The following is a 17,186-nucleotide window of genomic DNA, read 5'->3' on the forward strand; positions in this document are numbered from 1 at the left end:
TCCGGCGGTCCCGCGCCCGAGCACGCACCGCGCCGGGACGGGCGCGGCCGTCGCGGGCGGGGGAGAGGTCACCAGCCCCGCTCGCGCCAGGCGGGCAGCGAGGGGCGTTCGGCACCGAGGGTGGTGTCGTCCCCGTGGCCCGGGTACACCCAGGTCGAGTCCTCGAGCCGGTCGAAGACCCGTTGCTCCACGTCGTCGATCAGCTGCGCGAAGCGCTGCGGGTCCCGGTCCGTGTTGCCCACCCCGCCGGGGAACAGGGAATCGCCGGTGAAGAGGTGGTCGCCCTCGTCCCCGCCGTGCCACAGCACCGCGACCGAGCCCGGGGTGTGGCCGCGCAGGTGGATGATCTCGACCCGCTGCTCGCCGAACTCGATCACGTCCCCGTGCTCGAGCGGGAGATCGATCTTCTCCGCGATCTCCCTGGCGTCGGCGGCCCCGGCGGCGGTGCGCGCACCGGTCGCCGCGATCATCTCCGCCAGGGCGCCCACGTGGTCGTGGTGGCTGTGCGTGGTGACGATGACGTCCAGCCAGTCGTGCTCGGCGCCCGCGGCGACCATGCGCCGCAGGGCGTCCGGCTCCGCGGCCGCGTCGATCAGCAGCTGCGCCCCCGTCGACCGACAGGTCAGCAGGTAGGCGTTGTTGTCCATCGGGCCGACGGACAGCTTGCGGATCTGCAGGTGCTCGAGGTCGCGCACGGCGGGCTCGCCGCCCGGCTTGACGTGTCCGGTGTACTCGTGATCAGCCATGGGCTCAGTATGTCGCCCACATCTCCCCCGAACAACTGTTCGAAGGTCCGGGCGCGCCCCTAGAATGCCCGGGTGACTGATTCCCTGGTCGTCCGTGGTGCGCGCGAGCACAACCTCAAGAACATCGACATCGACATCCCCCGCGACAAGCTGGTGGTGTTCTCGGGCCTGTCCGGGTCCGGCAAGAGCTCACTGGCCTTCGACACCATCTTCGCCGAGGGGCAGCGGCGCTACGTCGAGTCGCTCTCGAGCTACGCGAGGCAGTTCCTGGGGCAGATGGACAAGCCGAGCGTGGACCTCATCGAGGGGCTCTCCCCGGCGGTGTCGATCGACCAGAAGTCCACCAACCGCAATCCGCGCTCCACCGTCGGCACGATCACCGAGATCTACGACTACCTGCGCCTGCTCTTCTCCCGCACCGGCGAGCAGCACTGCCCTGTCTGCGGCGAGCTGGTCACCTCCTCCTCCGCGGAGCAGATCGTGGACAGCCTGCTCGAGGAGACGCCCGGCACGCGCTTCCAGCTGCTCGCTCCCGTGGTCCAGGGGCGCAAGGGCGAGCACCAGGACCTGCTGAGCTCCCTGCGCTCCCAGGGGTACGCCCGCGCCCGCATCGACGGGGAGAACCGGCGCCTGGACGAGGAGATCAGCCTCGACAAGCGCTACAAGCACACGATCGAGGTGGTCGTGGACCGCCTGAGCGCGAAGCCCGACGCGCGCCGGCGCCTCACCGACTCGGTCGAGACCGCGCTGCGCCTGGCCGAGGGGATCCTGCTGGTCGACTACGTGGACCTCGACGCCGAGGACCCGGGACGCACCCGCCGCTTCTCCGAGAAGCGCGCCTGTCCCAACGACCACCCCCTCGCGATCGACGACATCGAGCCGCGCACCTTCTCCTTCAACGCCCCCTACGGCGCCTGCCCCGAGTGCACGGGCCTCGGCCAGCGCCTCGAGGTCGACCCCGAGCTCGTGATCCCGGACGAGGAGCTCTCCCTCTCCCAGGGCGCGATCGCCCCCTGGACGATGGGCTCGTCCGACCACCACCAGGAGGTCATGGCCGGCCTCGCCGAGGAGCTCAGCTTCTCGATGGACGTCCCGTGGCGGGCCCTGCCGAAGCGGGCCCAGGACGCGCTGCTGCACGGCAAGGACTTCAAGGTCCACGTGAAGTACCGCAACCGCTTCGGCCGCGAGCGCACCTACTCCACCGGCTTCGAAGGCGTGATGCACTTCCTCGAGCGCCGCCACAGCGACACCGAGTCCGACTGGGCCAAGGAGCGCTACGAGCAGTTCATGCGCGAGGTGCCCTGCCCCGCCTGCCAGGGCGCGCGCCTGCGCCCCGAGGTGCTCGCCGTGACCGTCGGCGGCAAGTCCATCGCCGAGGTGTGCGAGATGTCGATCGGCGACGCGCTCGCCTTCCACCAGGGCCTCGAGCTCGGGGTGCGGGAGGCCGCGATCGCCGACGAGGTGCTGCGCGAGATCCGCTCCCGCCTCGGCTTCCTGCTCGACGTGGGCCTGGACTACCTCAGCCTCGCCCGCGCCGCCGGCACCCTCTCCGGCGGGGAGGCGCAGCGCATCCGCCTCGCCACCCAGATCGGCTCCGGGCTCGTGGGCGTGCTCTACGTGCTCGACGAGCCGTCCATCGGCCTGCACCAGCGCGACAACGAGCGGCTCATCGCGACGCTCGAGCGGCTGCGCGACCTCGGCAACACCCTCATCGTCGTCGAGCACGACGAGGACACGCTCAACGCCGCCGACTGGGTCGTCGACATCGGCCCGCTCGCCGGCGAGCACGGCGGGAAGGTGGTCCACTCCGGGCCCGTCGAGGGCCTGAAGCAGAACTCCGAGTCCCTCACCGGGCGGTATCTCTCCGGCGAGCTCGAGATCCCCGTGCCCGCGGTGCGCCGCCCGGTCGACAAGGACCGCGTGCTGAAGGTCGTCGCGCCCCGCGCGAACAACCTCACCGGCCAGGACGTCACCTTCCCGCTCGGCGTGCTCACCGCCGTCACCGGCGTCTCCGGCTCGGGGAAGTCCTCGCTCGTCAACGACATCCTGTTCTCGGTGCTCGCCAAGGAGCTCAACCGCGCCCGCCTCGTCCCCGGCCGGCACAAGCGCGTCACCGGCCTCGAGCACCTTGACAAGGTCGTGCACGTGGACCAGTCGCCGATCGGCCGCACCCCGCGTTCGAACCCCGCCACCTACACCGGCGTATGGGACCGGGTGCGCACCCTGTTCGCCCAGACCAACGAGGCGAAGATCCGCGGCTACACCGCGGGCCGCTTCTCCTTCAACGTCAAGGGCGGGCGCTGCGAGGCCTGCTCCGGCGACGGCACGCTGAAGATCGAGATGAACTTCCTGCCCGACGTGTACGTCCAGTGCGAGGTGTGCAAGGGCCAGCGCTACAACCGCGAGACCCTCGAGGTGACGTTCAAGGACAAGAACGTCGCCGAGGTGCTGGACATGTCCATCGCCGAGGCGCTCGAGTTCTTCGACGCGGTCCCCGCGATCCGACGGCAGATGCAGACCCTCGTGGACGTGGGACTGGGCTACGTCAAGCTCGGGCAGTCCGCGACCACCCTCTCCGGCGGCGAGGCGCAGCGCGTGAAGCTCTCCTCCGAGCTGCACAAGCGCTCCAACGGTCGCACGATCTACGTGCTCGACGAGCCGACCACGGGCCTCCACTTCGAGGACGTGCGCAAGCTGCTCGAGGTGCTCGAGGGGCTGGTGGACAAGGGCAATTCGGTGATCGTCATCGAGCACAACCTCGACGTCATCAAGACGGCCGACCACGTCATCGACCTCGGCCCCGAGGGAGGCGCCGGCGGCGGCCGGGTCGTCGCCACCGGCACCCCCGAGCAGGTCGCGACCGTCGAGGGCTCCTACACCGGCCAGTTCCTCGCCCCGATGCTCGCCGCCGGGCGTGCGGGCGCGACGGGGAAGCGCTGAGCGAGGTCCTCGATGGCTGATCCGGCGACCTATCGTCCCGCCACCGGCACGATCCCCACCCGCCCTGGGGTCTACCGGTTCCGGGACGAGCACGGCCGCGTCATCTACGTCGGCAAGGCGAAGAACCTCCGCCAGCGCCTGGTGAACTACTTCCAGGACCTCTCCGTCCTGCACGAGCGGACCCGGCGCATGGTCACCACCGCCGCGAGCGTCGAATGGACGGTGGTGGGCACCGAGGTCGAGGCGCTCACCCTCGAGTACACCTGGATCAAGGAGTTCGACCCGCGGTTCAACGTCAAGTTCCGCGACGACAAGTCCTACCCCTATCTCGTGCTGACGATGGGGGAGAAGGTGCCGCGCGTGCACATCACCCGTCGGCCTCGGGCCAAGGGCGACCGCACCTTCGGCCCGTACCCGCAGGTCGGCGCCATCCGCGAGACCCTCGACCTGATGCTGCGGGTCTTCCCGATCCGCTCCTGCACCGCCGGGGTGTACCGCCGGGCAGAGCGGTCCGGGCGGCCCTGCCTGCTCGGCTTCATCGGCAAGTGCTCCGCGCCCTGCGTCGGGGACATCACCGAGGACGAGCACCGTCGCCTCGCCGAGCAGTTCGCGGACTTCATGGCCGGCAACACCTCGAAGTACACCCGCCGCATCGAGCAGCGGATGAAGGCCGCCGCCGCGGCGATGGACTACGAGACCGCCGCGAGCCTGCGCGACGACCTGCAGGCGCTCGAGAAGGTGATGGAGAAGAACTCCGTGGTGCTCTCCGACGCGACCGACGCCGATCTGATCGGCCTCGCGCAGGACGAGCTCGAGGCCTCCGTGCAGGTCTTCCACGTGCGCGGAGGGCGGATCCGCGGCCAGCGCGGCTGGACCGCGGAGATCCTCGACGACAGCGGTGCCCCCGACCTCGTCGAACGGGCGCTGACCACCCTGTACTCCGAGGGCGAGGCGCCGAAGGAGGTCCTCGTCCCGGTCCTGCCCACGAACCTCGCGCAGGTCCGCGAGCTGATGGGCCGCACCGTCGACCTGCGCGTGCCGCAGCGCGGCGAGAAGAAGGACCTGCTGCGCACCGTCTCGGACAACGCGACCGAGGCGCTGCGCCTGCACCGCCTGAAGCGCACCGGTGACCTCACCGCCCGCACCAAGGCGCTCGAGGACCTGGGGGAGGCCCTCGACCTCGCCGAGCCTCCGCTGCGGATCGAGTGCTTCGACATCTCCCACTCCCACGGCACGAACGTCGTCGGCTCCCAGGTCGTCTTCGAGGACGGGCTGCCGAAGAAGAGCGAGTACCGCCGCTACTCCGTGACCGGCGCCGCCGCCCGCGACGACACCGCCTCGATGCACGACGTCCTCACCCGCCGCCTGAAGCACCACCTGGACCCGCCTCCGCCGGTCGAGGACGAGGACGGCCGGCCCCGGCGCTTCGCCTACCCGCCCTCGCTGATCCTCGTCGACGGCGGCCCCCCTCAGGTCGCCGCGGCGCAGCGGGCGATGGACGAGCTCGGCATCACGGACATCGCCCTGGCCGGCATCGCCAAGCGTCTCGAGGAGATCTGGCTGCCCGGCGAGGAGTACCCGGTGATCCTGCCCCGCACCTCCGAGGCCCTCTTCCTCGTCCAGCGCCTGCGGGACGAGGCGCACCGCTTCGCGATCACCTACCACCGCTCCAAGCGGGGCCGCGCCATGCAGGCCAGCGCCCTCGACGGGATCCCGGGGCTCGGACCGGCCCGTCGACGCGCGCTGCTGGACCGCTTCGTCACCGTCTCGGCGATCCGGGAGGCGAGCGAGGAGGAGCTCACCGAGGTCGACGGGATCGGGCCCGCGTTGGCCGGGCAGATCACCGCCGCGCTAACATCCGCACAGGAGAACGGCGCGGACCCCGACACCGCGGAGGACGCCCTCGGCGTCACCGTGGACATGGCGACCGGCGAGATCCTCGAGGGCTGAGCGACCGGCCCGCCCACCCCGATCCGGAAGGAGACCCCGTGACCGAGGAGTCGATCCCGAGCCCGACCACGGACACCCGAGGCGACGTGGTCATCATCACCGGGCTCGCCGGCGCGGGACGGGAGACGGCGGCCCACGCCCTCGAGGACATGGGCTGGTACGTCGTCTACAACATCGCGCCGCAGCTGATCGGCACGCTCTACGAGCTGCAGGCCTCGGCCGTGGGCCGCGCCGCCCGCTTCGCCGTCGTCGTCGATCCCCGCTCGGGCCCGTTCTTCACCGAGCTGGGCGAGGTCGTGGACGAGCTGCGCAAGGCCGATCTGCGGCTGCGCCTGCTGTTCCTCACCGCCGACGAGTCCACCCTCGTGCGCCGCTTCGACTCGGTGCGCCGCCCCCACCCGCTCCAGGGCGAGGAGGGCGTGCTCGAGGGGATCCGGCGCGAGCGGGAGATGCTCGCCCGCTACCGCCGCACGGCGGACCTGGTCATCGACACCTCGCCGCTGAACGTGCACGAGCTGACGATGAAGATGCGCGCCCTGTTCGGCACGAGCGAGGAGCAGCAGCTCACCATCACCATGCTGTCCTTCGGCTTCAAGTACGGCATCCCGCTCGAGGCCGATCACGTCAGCGACGTGCGCTTCATCCCCAACCCCTACTGGGTGCCGCAGCTGCGGCCCAAGCGCGGCACCGACGCCGAGGTCGCCGAGTTCGTGCTCGGCGACGCCAACGCCGCCGAGTTCGTCGAGCGCTACATCGAGATGATCACCCCGGTGCTGCGCGGCTACAGCACCGAGAACAAGCACTTCACGACCCTCGCGATCGGCTGCACGGGCGGCAAGCACCGCTCCGTCGCGGTCTCCGAGCGGCTCGGCGACGAGCTGCGCCGGGCCGGCCATGCGGTGAGGATCCGCCATCGGGATCTGGGGCGGGAATGAACATCGCCGCGCGCAGCCTGCGCTCCCGTCTCCGCGGCGCCGACCGCTCCGCGAGCGCCCGACGGGGCGGCCGCGGTGCCCCGCAGCGCCCTGTCCGCGTGGTCGCCCTCGGCGGCGGCCACGGCCTCGCCGCGAATCTGCGCGCGCTGCGCCTGCTGACCGAGGACATCACCGCCGTGGTCACCGTCGCCGACAACGGCGGCTCCTCGGGCAGGCTGCGCACCGAGATGCCGGTGCTCCCGCCGGGAGACCTCCGCATGGCGCTCGCGGCGCTGTGCGAGGACTCCGACTGGGGGTCGATCTGGGGCGACGTGATCCAGCACCGCTTCGCCACGGACGGCGAGCTCGACGGCCACGCGCTCGGGAACCTCCTGATCGTCGCGCTGTGGCAGATCCTCGAGGACCCGGTCGAGGGCCTGGACCAGATGGCGGAGCTGCTCGGCGCCCGCGGCCGGGTGCTCCCGATGGCGCTCGACCCCCTGGACATCGAGGCGCGCGTGGTGGGCGCCGACGGGCAGGCGCGCACCGTCTCCGGCCAGTACCAGGTCGCGACCGCTGAGGGCCGCGTCGAGGACGTGCGCCTGACCCCGCCGCGTCCCCGCGTCCCCGCCGACGTGCTCGAGGCGATCGGACGGGCCGACTGGGTGATCCTCGGCCCGGGCTCCTGGTACACCTCGGTGCTGCCGCACCTGATGATTCCCGAGATCGCCGAGGCGATCGTGAGGAGCCCCGCGCGGCGCGCCATCATCACCAACCTCTCCGTCGGCGCGCAGGAGGCCGAGGGGATGACGAGCCTGGACATGCTCGAGGTGCTGCTCGCGCAGGCCGGTGACTGCCGCTTCGACGCCCTGGTCGCCGATCCGACCACGCTCGAGGACGCCCTCGATCTCGCCGAGGCGGCCCGCGCCCGGGGCCTGCGCACCCTGCTGCGGCAGGTCAGCGTGGGCGACGGCACTCCCCGCCACGACCCGGTGCGCCTGGCCGCCGCGTACCGTGATCTCTTCGACGACGCCTTCGGCGACGTGGAGCCCGGCACCGACCGGGCCGAACCGCGCCTCGGGCGCATGCACCGCACGACGAGGGCCTCGGCCCCCGGCACGGAGGAGGACGACCATGGCGCTCACGGGTGAGGCGAAGGAGGAGCTCAGCCACCTCGAGGTGACCCGGCCCTCCGCCCGCAAGGCGGAGGCCGCCGCGATGCTGCGCTTCGCGGGCGGGCTGCACCTGGTCGCGGGGCGGGTCGTGGTCGAGGCGGAGCTGGACTCCGCTGCGGTCGCCCGACGCCTCCACGGGATCATCGCCGACATGTACGGGCATCGCGCGGATCTCGCGGTGCTCGCCCCTTCGGGGATCCGTCGCACCACCCGCTATCTCGTCCGGGTGGACCGCGAGGGCGGGATGCTCGCCCGCCAGACCGGCCTGCTCGATGCGCGCGGCCGTCCCGTGCGGGGCATGCCTCCCTTCGTCGTCGGCGGTGCGCTCGTGGACGCGGAGGCGGCCTGGCGCGGCGCATTCCTCGCTCGCGGCACGCTCACCGAGCCGGGCCGCTCCTCGGCCCTGGAGCTGTCCTGCCCCGGCCCCGAGGTCGCGCTCGCGATGGTCGGCGCGGCACGTCGGCTCGGCGTCGCCTCGAAGGCCCGCGAGGCGCGCGGCGCGGATCGCGTGGTGCTGCGCGACGGCGACGCGATCTCCGCCCTGCTGGGACGGATGGGCGCGCACTCCACCGTGCGCACCTGGGAGCAGCGGCGCACCACCCGCGAGGTCAAGGCCACCGCGCACCGGCTCGCGAACTTCGACGATGCGAACCTGCGCCGCTCCGCGCGGGCGGCGGTGGCGGCCGGCCAGCGCGTCCAGCGGGCGCTGGAGATCCTCGGCGACGAGGTGCCCGAGCACCTGCAGGCCGCCGGCCGGCTCCGTCTCGACCATCGGCAGGCGAGCCTCGAGGAGCTCGGCCGCCTGGCTGATCCTCCGCTGACCAAGGACGCCGTGGCCGGTCGGATCCGGCGTCTGCTCGCCACGGCGGACAAGCGCGCGGAGGAGCTCGGGATCCCCGGGACCGACCACGGAGTGGACGAGGACCGAATGCCCGCCTCGCCGGATCCCGGACGTTGATAAGATCATCACGGTCGTCGGTCACACGCCGGCGTCGCCCGAGCGTACGAGGGCGTGCGCGCCATGACAGTACTCGAACGTCGCAGAGCCCCTGTGACACTAGGAGGAACCCTTGACCGTCAAGGTTGGTATCAACGGATTCGGCCGCATCGGCCGCAACTTCCTGCGCGCCGCTCTCGAGCAGCAGGCGGACATCCAGATCGTCGGTGTGAACGACCTCACCGACAACGCGACGCTCGCGAACCTCATCAAGTACGACTCGATCGGCGGGGTGCTGCCCTACGACGTCTCGCACGACGAGGACTCGATCACCGTCGGCGACAACACCTTCAAGGCGTACGCCGAGCGCGACCCGAAGAACATCCCCTGGGGCGAGATCGGCGCGGACGTCGTCATCGAGTCTACCGGCATCTTCACCGACGCCGAGAAGGCCAAGGCCCACATCGAGGCCGGCGCCAAGAAGGTCATCATCTCCGCCCCGGCGAAGAACGAGGACGCGACCTTCGTCATCGGTGTCAACGAGGGCGACTACGACCCCGCGAAGCACCACATCGTCTCCAACGCCTCCTGCACCACCAACAGCCTCGCGCCGGTGGCGAAGGTGCTGAACGACGAGATCGGCATCGTCAAGGGCCTGATGACCACCATCCACGCCTACACCTCGGACCAGGTGCTGCAGGACGGCCCGCACAGGGACCCGCGCCGCGCCCGCGCCGCCGCCCTGAACATCGTCCCCACCACGACCGGTGCGGCCAAGGCCGTGGCGCTCGTGCTCCCCGAGCTCAAGGGCAAGCTCGACGGCTACTCGCTGCGCGTGCCGGTCCCCACCGGCTCGATCACCGACCTCACCTTCGAGGCCTCCCGCGAGGTCACCGTCGAGGAGGTCAACGCCGCGGTGAAGAAGGCCGCCGAGGGCCCGCTCAAGGGCGTCCTGCGCTACACCGAGGACCCGATCGTCTCCAAGGACATCGAGGGCGACCCGCACTCCTCGATCTTCGACTCGCAGCTCACCAAGGTGAACGGCAACCAGGTCAAGATCTTCGCCTGGTACGACAACGAGTGGGGCTTCTCCAACCGCCTCGTCGAGCTCTCGCAGCTGGTCGGCAAGTCCCTCTGATCCTGCCGTCGTCCTGCTGACGAGCTGGACATCCCCGGAGCCCGCCGGTCGCCACCCCGAGGGGTCGGCGTCCGGCGGGCTCCGCTCGTCCCCCGTCCCGTCGGTCCGCCTCGGCGCCCGGCGGTCGAACCCCGAAGGAGCACCACAGTGCTGAAGACCATCGATTCGCTCGGAGAGCTGCGCGGCAGGCGCGTGCTGGTCCGCGCCGATCTCAACGTGCCGCTGGACGGCACCACGATCACCGACGACGGCCGCATCCGCGCCGCCCTGCCCACCCTCACCCGCCTCGTCGAGGCCGGTGCCCGGGTCGCGGTGATCTCCCACCTCGGCCGCCCCAAGGGCGCGCCGGAGGAGAAGTACTCGCTGCGTCCCGTGGTCGGCCGCCTCGGCGAGCTGCTCGGCCAGGACGTCGCCTTCGCGACCGACACCGTCGGCGCCTCCGCGCAGGAGACCGTCGCCGCGCTCGACGACGGCGAGGTCGCCGTGCTCGAGAACCTGCGGTTCAACGCGGGGGAGACCGCGAAGACCGACGAGGAGCGGCTCGCCTTCGCCCGCGAGCTCGCCGCCCTCGGCGACGCCTTCGTCTCCGACGGCTTCGGCGTGGTCCACCGCAAGCAGGCCTCGGTCTACGAGCTCGCGACCCTGCTGCCCGCCGCGGCGGGCGAGCTGGTGCTGCGCGAGGTCGAGGCTCTCCGCAAGGTGACCGACACCCCGGAGCGGCCCTTCGTGGTCGTGCTCGGCGGGGCGAAGATCGCCGACAAGCTCGGCGTGATCGACGCGCTGCTGGGCCGGGCCGACCGCATCCTCATCGGCGGCGGCATGGCCTACACCTTCCAGAAGGCGCTCGGCCACGAGGTCGGCAGGTCCCTGCTGGACGAGTCGAAGATCGAGGTGGTGCGGGAGTACATGGAGCGTGCGAAGGCGAACGGCGTCGAGCTGGTGCTCCCCGTCGACACCGTCGTGGCCCCCGAGTTCTCCGCCGACGCGCCGACCTCCGTCGTGGGCGTCGACGGGATCCCCGCGGATCAGGAGGGCATGGACATCGGCCCTGAGACCGCGAAGCTCTTCGGCGAGAAGATCGCCGACGCGGCGACCGTGTTCTGGAACGGCCCGATGGGCGTGTTCGAGTTCCCGGCCTTCGCCGCGGGCACGAAGTCCGTGGCCGAGAAGCTGGGCGCGGCCTCCGGCTACACCGTGGTCGGCGGCGGCGATTCCGCCGCGGCCGTCCGCATCCTGGGGGTCGACGAGGCCCTCTTCTCCCATATCTCCACCGGCGGCGGGGCCAGCCTCGAGCTCATCGAGGGCAAGGACCTGCCCGGACTCTCCATCCTCGAGGAGGATCAGAAGTGACCACCCGCACCCCGCTCATGGCGGGCAACTGGAAGATGAACCTCGACTGGAAGCAGGGCCTGGCCCTGGTCGAGGAGCTCGGCGAGCAGCTGCAGGGCGTCGACGCCGGCAAGGTCGAGACTGTGGTGCTGCCGCCCTTCGTGGACCTGCGCACCGTGCAGGTCGCGGTGGACGCCGGCAAGCTCCCGATCGCCTACGGCGCGCAGGACATCTCCGCGCACGAGTCCGGTGCCTACACGGGCGAGGTCTCCGGGGCGATGCTGTCGGCGCTGGGCTGCACCTACGCGGCGGTCGGCCACTCGGAGCGCCGCCAGTACCACGGCGAGACCGAGCAGGTCACGAACGCCAAGGTGAAGGCCGCCTTCGCCGCGGGCCTGGTGCCGATCCTGTGCGTCGGCGAGCCGCTCGAGGAGCGCAAGGCCGGCAAGCACGTCGAGTACACCCTCGCGCAGCTCGAGGGCGGCATCGAGGGCATCAGCGCCGAGCAGGCCGCGAAGATCGTCATCGCCTACGAGCCCGTCTGGGCGATCGGCACGGGAGAGGTCGCGACCCCGGACGACGCCCAGGAGGTGTGCGCTGCGATCCGCGAGGCGCTGCGGGCGATGCACGGCGACGCCGTGGCCGACGCGGTCCGCGTCCTGTACGGCGGCAGCGTGAAGTCCTCCAACGTGGGCGAGCTCATGCAGCGCGCCGACGTCGACGGCGCACTCGTCGGCGGGGCGTCGCTCAAGGCCGAGGAGTTCGCCAAGATCGCGGGTTTCCAGGGCTGATCTCGGCACTGTCCCGGACGGCCGGTCGAACGGCCGTCCGGGAGCGCGGAGCCCGGCGAGCCCGGGCGACGTGCTGAGAGGCACGCGGGCCGGATCCTTCCGGGGCCCGGCCCGTGCCGTATGCTTGACCGGTCCGTCCGACTCCGTGGAAGGGTGACCCCCGCGTGGATCTGTCCCTGGTGAAGCTCGTCCTCCAGATCCTGCTGGCCGTGCTCGGCCTGCTCACGATCATGCTCGTGCTCCTGCACAAGGGGCGCGGCGGCGGCCTGTCGGACATGTTCGGCGGCGGCGTGTCCTCCTCCGCGAGCGCGTCGGGCGTCGCCGAGCGCAACCTCAACCGTCTCACCGTGACGATCGCGGTGGCCTGGGGGCTGAGCGCCGTCGGCCTCGGCATCGTCGAGAAGTTCCTCTGAGCGGCAGGGCGGCCGTCGGCTGACGGCTCCGCCCCGCCGCACGGCGAACGGGCCGGTCACCTCACGGTGACCGGCCCGTTCCGCATGCCGGGGCCTCGCGAGGGCCGCGCTTCCCGCCGCGCTCGGGCGCGACCGGGTTCCTCACACGGTGCCACGGCCCGGTCAGCGGCGGTTACCCGAAGGTATCCAGTGTGGGGTGTCGGTATGGCGCAGAATTCCGACACGCCACACTGGATACCCAGGAGTAACACCGATGACAGCGGGGCGGCCGGCGGCTCAAGGGGCGGGCGGCCGGCGGCTCAAGGGGCGGGCGGCCGGGGCCTCGGTGTCGCTCAGCCAGCGGGGCGGCCGGCGGCGGCCTCGTCGAGCACCCAGATGGTGGACTCCAGGCCCCGCACGGCGGAGGCGGGCACTGCCCACGGGTCCACGGCGGCGTGCGCGTCGCGCACGGCCTCGGCCTTCTCGGCCCCGGCCACGAGCAGCGCCACATGGCGCGAGGAGTTCAACACCGGCCAGGTCAGCGAGATCCGCTCCGACGGCGGCTTCGGCGAGCCGGTCACCGCGACGGCGCTGGCGAGCACGTTCTCCTGCCCGGGGTGCTGCGGGAACAGCGAGGCGATGTGGCCGTCCGGCCCCATCCCCAGCAGCAGCACGTCGAAGAACGCCTGTCCGCGGGTGCGGAAGGGCTCGTCGCCGCCCATCTGGTCCAGCTGCTGGCCGTACCAGGCCGCGGCGTCCTCGAGGGACATGCCGTCGGCGGGGGAGGGCATGATGTGGACGTTCCGCGCCGGGAGCCCGTCCTGCTCGCGCAGCACGTCCAGGAGGCTCTTGCGCACGCCCACCTCGTTGCGCTCGCTGGAGTCGGGGTCGACGAAGCGCTCGTCGCCCCACCACAGGTGCAGTCGGGTCATGTCGACCCCCGCGGCGCGCAGCGCGGCGGGCAGCGCCGCCGCGGTGAGGGTGCCGACGGTGCCGCCGGTGAGCACCAGGTGAGCCTGCGGCCGGGACTCGAGCGCCTCGGCGAGCTGCTCCGCGGCGGCGGAGGCGGCGGTCGCGGCGACCGCGTCCGCGTCGGCGACCACGACGTCCTGCGGGGCGGGCTTGCCGCTCGCGAAGGTCGCGGGGTCGTCGATGCCGGAGAAGGCGGCGCCGAGCACCTCGCCGTAGACCTCGTCGGGGTCCAGGCGGCGCAGCTCCTCGGTGACGAGCTCCGCGAGGGTGCGGCGCGGCATCGTCACGTGCTGACCCTGGTCGTCCCCGGGCAGCCTCATGATGATCGAGTCGTCGCTGACGCGGCTGAGCTCGATCGTGCCGTCCTCGCGCACCAGGCGCACCGCGTGCACGCCGGCGAAGTCGGGATCGGCCTCGGGCGGCGGCACGATCGAGGCCGTCACGCCGAGGGTGTGCTCGAGCCAGGTCGCCATCAGCAGCACCGAGGGGTCGCCCTCGGTGCCGGCGACCTCGATCGCGGTGGGGGTCGAGACCGGCGGGACCTCGTAGGCGCTCGCGACGAGGCCGCGCCAGCGGGTCAGACGCGCCCAGGCGAAGTCCGAGTCGCCGCTGGCGTAGCCGCGGCGCAGGCGCTTGAGGGTCCCCAGCGGGTCCGCGCAGGCGGCCGAGTCGGTGATGCGGCGCTGGGACATCGAGCCGAGCACGTCATGGACGGGGGAGGACGGGGCGTTCTCCGGCCACCAGGTGACGATCGGCGCATCGGGCAGCAGCAGCGCCATGACCAGGGTGTCCAGGGACCACAGCACGTCTCCGCGGGCCTGGAGGATCACGATCTCGCCGGCGCCCGCGTCCCGGCCCACGCGGATCTCCGCGTCGAGGCCGGAGGTCTCGGCGTCAGGATCGGCGTCCACCACGATGACCCGCGCGGGATGCTCGTGGCTCGCGGCGATAGCGGCCTCGAGCGGCTCCTCGATGTCCTCGGTCGAGATGATGATCAGGGTGAGGACCCGGCCGATGGTGTTCTCGCCGAAGGTCTCCCGCATCTCGGTCATGGTCTTGTCGACCGCGGACGCGGTGGTGTCGGTCAGGGTGGTGATCACGGTCGCCTCCAGGTGCGCCCGTCACGGGCGAGCATGTCGTGTGCGGTGTCGGGGCCCCAGGAGCCCGGACGATAGGGCGCGGGGTCGAGGTTCTCGGCCCAGAACTCGGTGATGGGGTCGAGGATCTTCCAGGAGAGCTCGACCTCCTTCTGGCGCGGGAACAGCGGCGGGTCTCCCAGCAGCATGTCGAGGATCAGCCGCTCGTACGCCTCGGGGGACTCCTCGGTGAAGTTCATGCCGTAGGCGAAGTCCATCGTCACGTCCCGCACCTCCATCTGGGTGCCGGGCACCTTGGAGCCGAAGCGCATGGTGACGCCCTCGTCGGGCTGGACGCGGATCACGATCGCGTTCTGGCCGAGGTCCGCGGTGTCGGTCGAGTGGAAGGGCAGGAACGGGGCGCGCTTGAACACGACCGCGATCTCCGTGACCCGTCGGCCGAGGCGCTTGCCGGCGCGCAGGTAGAAGGGCACACCGGCCCAGCGGCGCGTGGCGATGTCAAGGCGCATCGCGGCGAAGGTCTCGGTGGTGGAGTCGGCGGGGATGCCGTCCTCCTCGAGATAGGGGCGCACCTCCTCGCCGCCCTGCCAGCCGCCGACGTACTGGCCGCGCGCGGTGTGCAGCGCGAGGTCCTCCGGCAGCTCGACGGCGGCGAGCACCTTCTCCTTCTCGGCGCGCAGGTCGCTCGCGCGGAAGGTGACCGGCTCCTCCATCGCGGTGAGGGCGAGCAGCTGCAGGAGGTGGTTCTGGATCACGTCACGGGCGGTGCCGATGCCGTCGTAGTAGCCGGCGCGGGAGCCGATGCCGATGTCCTCGGCCATCGTGATCTGCACGTGGTCGACGTAGTTCGCGTTCCAGATCGGCTCGAACAGCTGGTTCGAGAACCGCAGCGCCATGATGTTCTGGACGGTCTCCTTGCCCAGGTAGTGGTCGATGCGGAAGACGTCCTCGGGGCGGAACACCTTCTCGACCACGTCGTTGAGCTCCCGCGCGGAGGCGAGGTCGTGCCCGAACGGCTTCTCGATGACGACGCGGCGCCAGGAGCCGTCCTGCGGGGTGTTCAGCCCCGAGTTCGCGAGCTGCCCGCACACCTGGGGGAAGGCGTCCGGCGGGATCGAGAGGTAGAAGGCGTGGTTGCCGCCGGTGCCGCGCGTGCGGTCCAGCTCGCTGACGACCTCGGTGAGCCGCTCGAAGGCGGCGGTGTCGTCGAAGGTGCCGGTCACGAAGCGCAGACCGCCGCGCAGCTGCTCGAAGACGCTCTCCTCGAAGCCGGTGCGGGAGTGCTCGGACACGGACTTCTCGACGTAGTCGGCGAAGTCGTCGTCGGACCAGTCGCGACGGCCGTAGCCGACGAGGCCGAAGCTCGGCGGGAGCAGCCCGCGGTGGGTGAGGTCGTAGATCGCCGGCAGAAGCTTCTTGCGGGCGAGGTCGCCGGTGACGCCGAACATCACCATGGAGCTGGGCCCGGCGATCAGGGGCAGGCGACGGTCGCGCGGATCCCGCAGCGGGTTCGGCGCGCCGGCCGCGGTGGCGGGGGTGGGGGAGTCGGTCACGATGGTCCTTTCTCGGACACGGGACGGCGGGAGCACGGATCCGCCGCGGCGGATCCGTGCTCCGGCGGGCGGATCAGGCGCGCGCGGCCTCGACGGACGCGGAGACCGTCTCCAGCAGCTCGTTCCAGGCCTTCTCGAACTTCTCGACGCCCTCGCGCTCGAGGACGGCGAAGACGTCGGCGAGGTCGACCCCGGCCTCGCCGATGCGCTCGAGCACGGCCTCGCCGGTGGTCGCGGTCTCGGCCGACAGCGGGGCCTTGAGCTCGGCGTGGTCGGCGGCGGCCTCGAGGGTCTTCTCCGGCATGGTGTTCACGGTCGGGTCCGCGACGAGGGAGTCGACGTAGAGCGTGTCGGAGTAGTCGGGGTTCTTGACCCCGGTGGACGCCCACAGCGCGCGCTGCACGTTCGCGCCCTTCGCCGAGAGGGCCTCGAAGCGCTCGGAGCCGAAGGCGGAGAGGTACACGCCGAAGGCGGCCTGGGCGTTGGCGACGCCGGCCTGGCCCTTGAGCTGGGCGGCCTCGCCGCCGAGGGCGTCCAGGCGCGCGTCGATCTCGGTGTCGACGCGGGAGACGAAGAACGAGGCGACCGAGTGGATGGTGGAGAGGTCCCTGCCGGCCTCCGCGGCCTGCTCGAGGCCGGTGAGATAGGCGTCGATCACGGCCTCGTAGCGCTCGACCGAGAAGATCAGGGTGACGTTCACGCTGATGCCCGCGGCGGTCACGGCGGTGATCGCGGGCAGGCCCTCCTCGGTGGCGGGGATCTTGATCATGACGTTCTCACGGCCGACGAGCTCGAAGAGGTGCTCGGCCTGCGCGATCGTCTTCTCCGTCTCGTGGGCCAGGCGCGGGTCCACCTCGATGCTGACGCGGCCGTCGAAGCCCTTGGAAGCGGCGTAGGCGTCGGCGAAGAGGTCCGCGGCCTCGCGCACGTCGTCGGTGGTGAGCACCTCGATGACCTCGTCGACGTCCTTGCCCTCGCCGGCGAGGCGGGCGATGTCGGCGTCGTACTCCTCGGAGCCGGAGATCGCGGCCTGGAAGATCGAGGGGTTCGTGGTCACGCCCACGATGTTGCGGGTGGCGACGAGCTCGGCGAGGTTGCCGGTGCGCAGGCGTGTGCGTGAGAGGTCGTCGAGCCAGATGGAGACGCCGGCATCGGTGAGGGCCTGGGTGGAGGGGTTCTGGGTCATGACGTTCCTTCCGGGCGCTGGGCGCCCTGGGTCGCATCTGCTGTCGTCGTGGTCAACGCCCTCGTG

Annotated in this window: 13 protein-coding genes; 9 read left to right on the top strand and 4 right to left on the bottom strand. The window is 71.6% G+C overall.

Translation table 11 applies throughout. The features are described 5' to 3' along the window. Positions 1-68: 68 nt before the first annotated feature. Positions 69-746 (bottom strand): MBL fold metallo-hydrolase, encoded by a 678-nt coding sequence (locus D1648_RS08360; RefSeq protein WP_122940620.1) that lies wholly within the window; start codon positions 744-746, stop codon positions 69-71. A gap of 72 nt (positions 747-818) precedes the next feature. On the opposite strand from D1648_RS08360, the gene uvrA reads away from it, so the two are divergent. The 9 genes from uvrA to secG all read left to right on the top strand — a co-directional run bounded on the left by uvrA (position 819) and on the right by secG (position 12,333). Continuing rightward, positions 819-3,686, top strand: a complete 2,868-nt coding sequence (gene uvrA, locus D1648_RS08365; RefSeq protein ID WP_122940622.1) for an excinuclease ABC subunit UvrA — start codon at positions 819-821, stop codon at positions 3,684-3,686. 12 nt (positions 3,687-3,698) lie between these two features. Beyond that, positions 3,699-5,636, top strand: coding sequence for an excinuclease ABC subunit UvrC (uvrC, locus tag D1648_RS08370; RefSeq protein ID WP_122940624.1), 1,938 nt, complete (start codon positions 3,699-3,701; stop codon positions 5,634-5,636). Positions 5,637-5,674: 38 nt separating this feature from the next. Beyond that, complete coding sequence (rapZ, locus tag D1648_RS08375) at positions 5,675-6,571, top strand: RNase adapter RapZ (RefSeq protein ID WP_122940627.1); 897 nt, start codon at positions 5,675-5,677, stop codon at positions 6,569-6,571. Next, a complete protein-coding gene (gene yvcK, locus D1648_RS08380; RefSeq protein WP_122940629.1) occupies positions 6,568-7,701 on the top strand; it encodes a uridine diphosphate-N-acetylglucosamine-binding protein YvcK in 1,134 nt (377 codons plus the stop codon). Before rapZ ends, yvcK begins: the two co-directional genes overlap by 4 nt. After that, a complete protein-coding gene (gene whiA, locus D1648_RS08385) occupies positions 7,685-8,683 on the top strand; it encodes a DNA-binding protein WhiA (RefSeq protein WP_122940631.1) in 999 nt (332 codons plus the stop codon). Before yvcK ends, whiA begins: the two co-directional genes overlap by 17 nt. 112 nt (positions 8,684-8,795) lie before the next feature. Then, a complete protein-coding gene (gene gap / locus D1648_RS08390; protein WP_122940633.1) occupies positions 8,796-9,800 on the top strand; it encodes a type I glyceraldehyde-3-phosphate dehydrogenase in 1,005 nt (334 codons plus the stop codon). A gap of 147 nt (positions 9,801-9,947) precedes the next feature. After that, complete coding sequence (gene pgk / locus D1648_RS08395) at positions 9,948-11,150, top strand: phosphoglycerate kinase (protein ID WP_122940635.1); 1,203 nt, start codon at positions 9,948-9,950, stop codon at positions 11,148-11,150. Further along, on the top strand, positions 11,147-11,920 hold the full coding sequence (gene tpiA, locus D1648_RS08400; protein ID WP_122940638.1) for a triose-phosphate isomerase: 774 nt from the start codon (positions 11,147-11,149) through the stop codon (positions 11,918-11,920). Before pgk ends, tpiA begins: the two co-directional genes overlap by 4 nt. 170 nt (positions 11,921-12,090) lie before the next feature. Then, entirely contained in the window at positions 12,091-12,333 is a 243-nt protein-coding gene (secG, locus tag D1648_RS08405) for a preprotein translocase subunit SecG (protein ID WP_122941095.1), read from the top strand. Positions 12,334-12,665: 332 nt separating this feature from the next. On the opposite strand, the gene pgl is transcribed toward secG, so the two are convergent. The 3 genes from pgl to tal all read right to left on the bottom strand — a co-directional run bounded on the left by pgl (position 12,666) and on the right by tal (position 17,120). Continuing rightward, entirely contained in the window at positions 12,666-14,384 is a 1,719-nt protein-coding gene (pgl, locus tag D1648_RS08410) for a 6-phosphogluconolactonase (protein WP_122940640.1), read from the bottom strand. Beyond that, a complete protein-coding gene (gene zwf / locus D1648_RS08415) occupies positions 14,381-15,934 on the bottom strand; it encodes a glucose-6-phosphate dehydrogenase (RefSeq protein WP_122940642.1) in 1,554 nt (517 codons plus the stop codon). Before zwf ends, pgl begins: the two co-directional genes overlap by 4 nt. A 73-nt stretch (positions 15,935-16,007) precedes the next feature. Beyond that, positions 16,008-17,120 carry a transaldolase gene (gene tal, locus D1648_RS08420; RefSeq protein ID WP_122940645.1) on the bottom strand — a complete coding sequence of 371 codons (1,113 nt, stop codon included), beginning with the start codon at positions 17,118-17,120 and terminating at the stop codon, positions 16,008-16,010. Positions 17,121-17,186 lie beyond the last annotated feature (66 nt).

Source organism: Brachybacterium sp. EE-P12 (genome assembly GCF_003711805.1).
Classification (GTDB): domain Bacteria; phylum Actinomycetota; class Actinomycetes; order Actinomycetales; family Dermabacteraceae; genus Brachybacterium.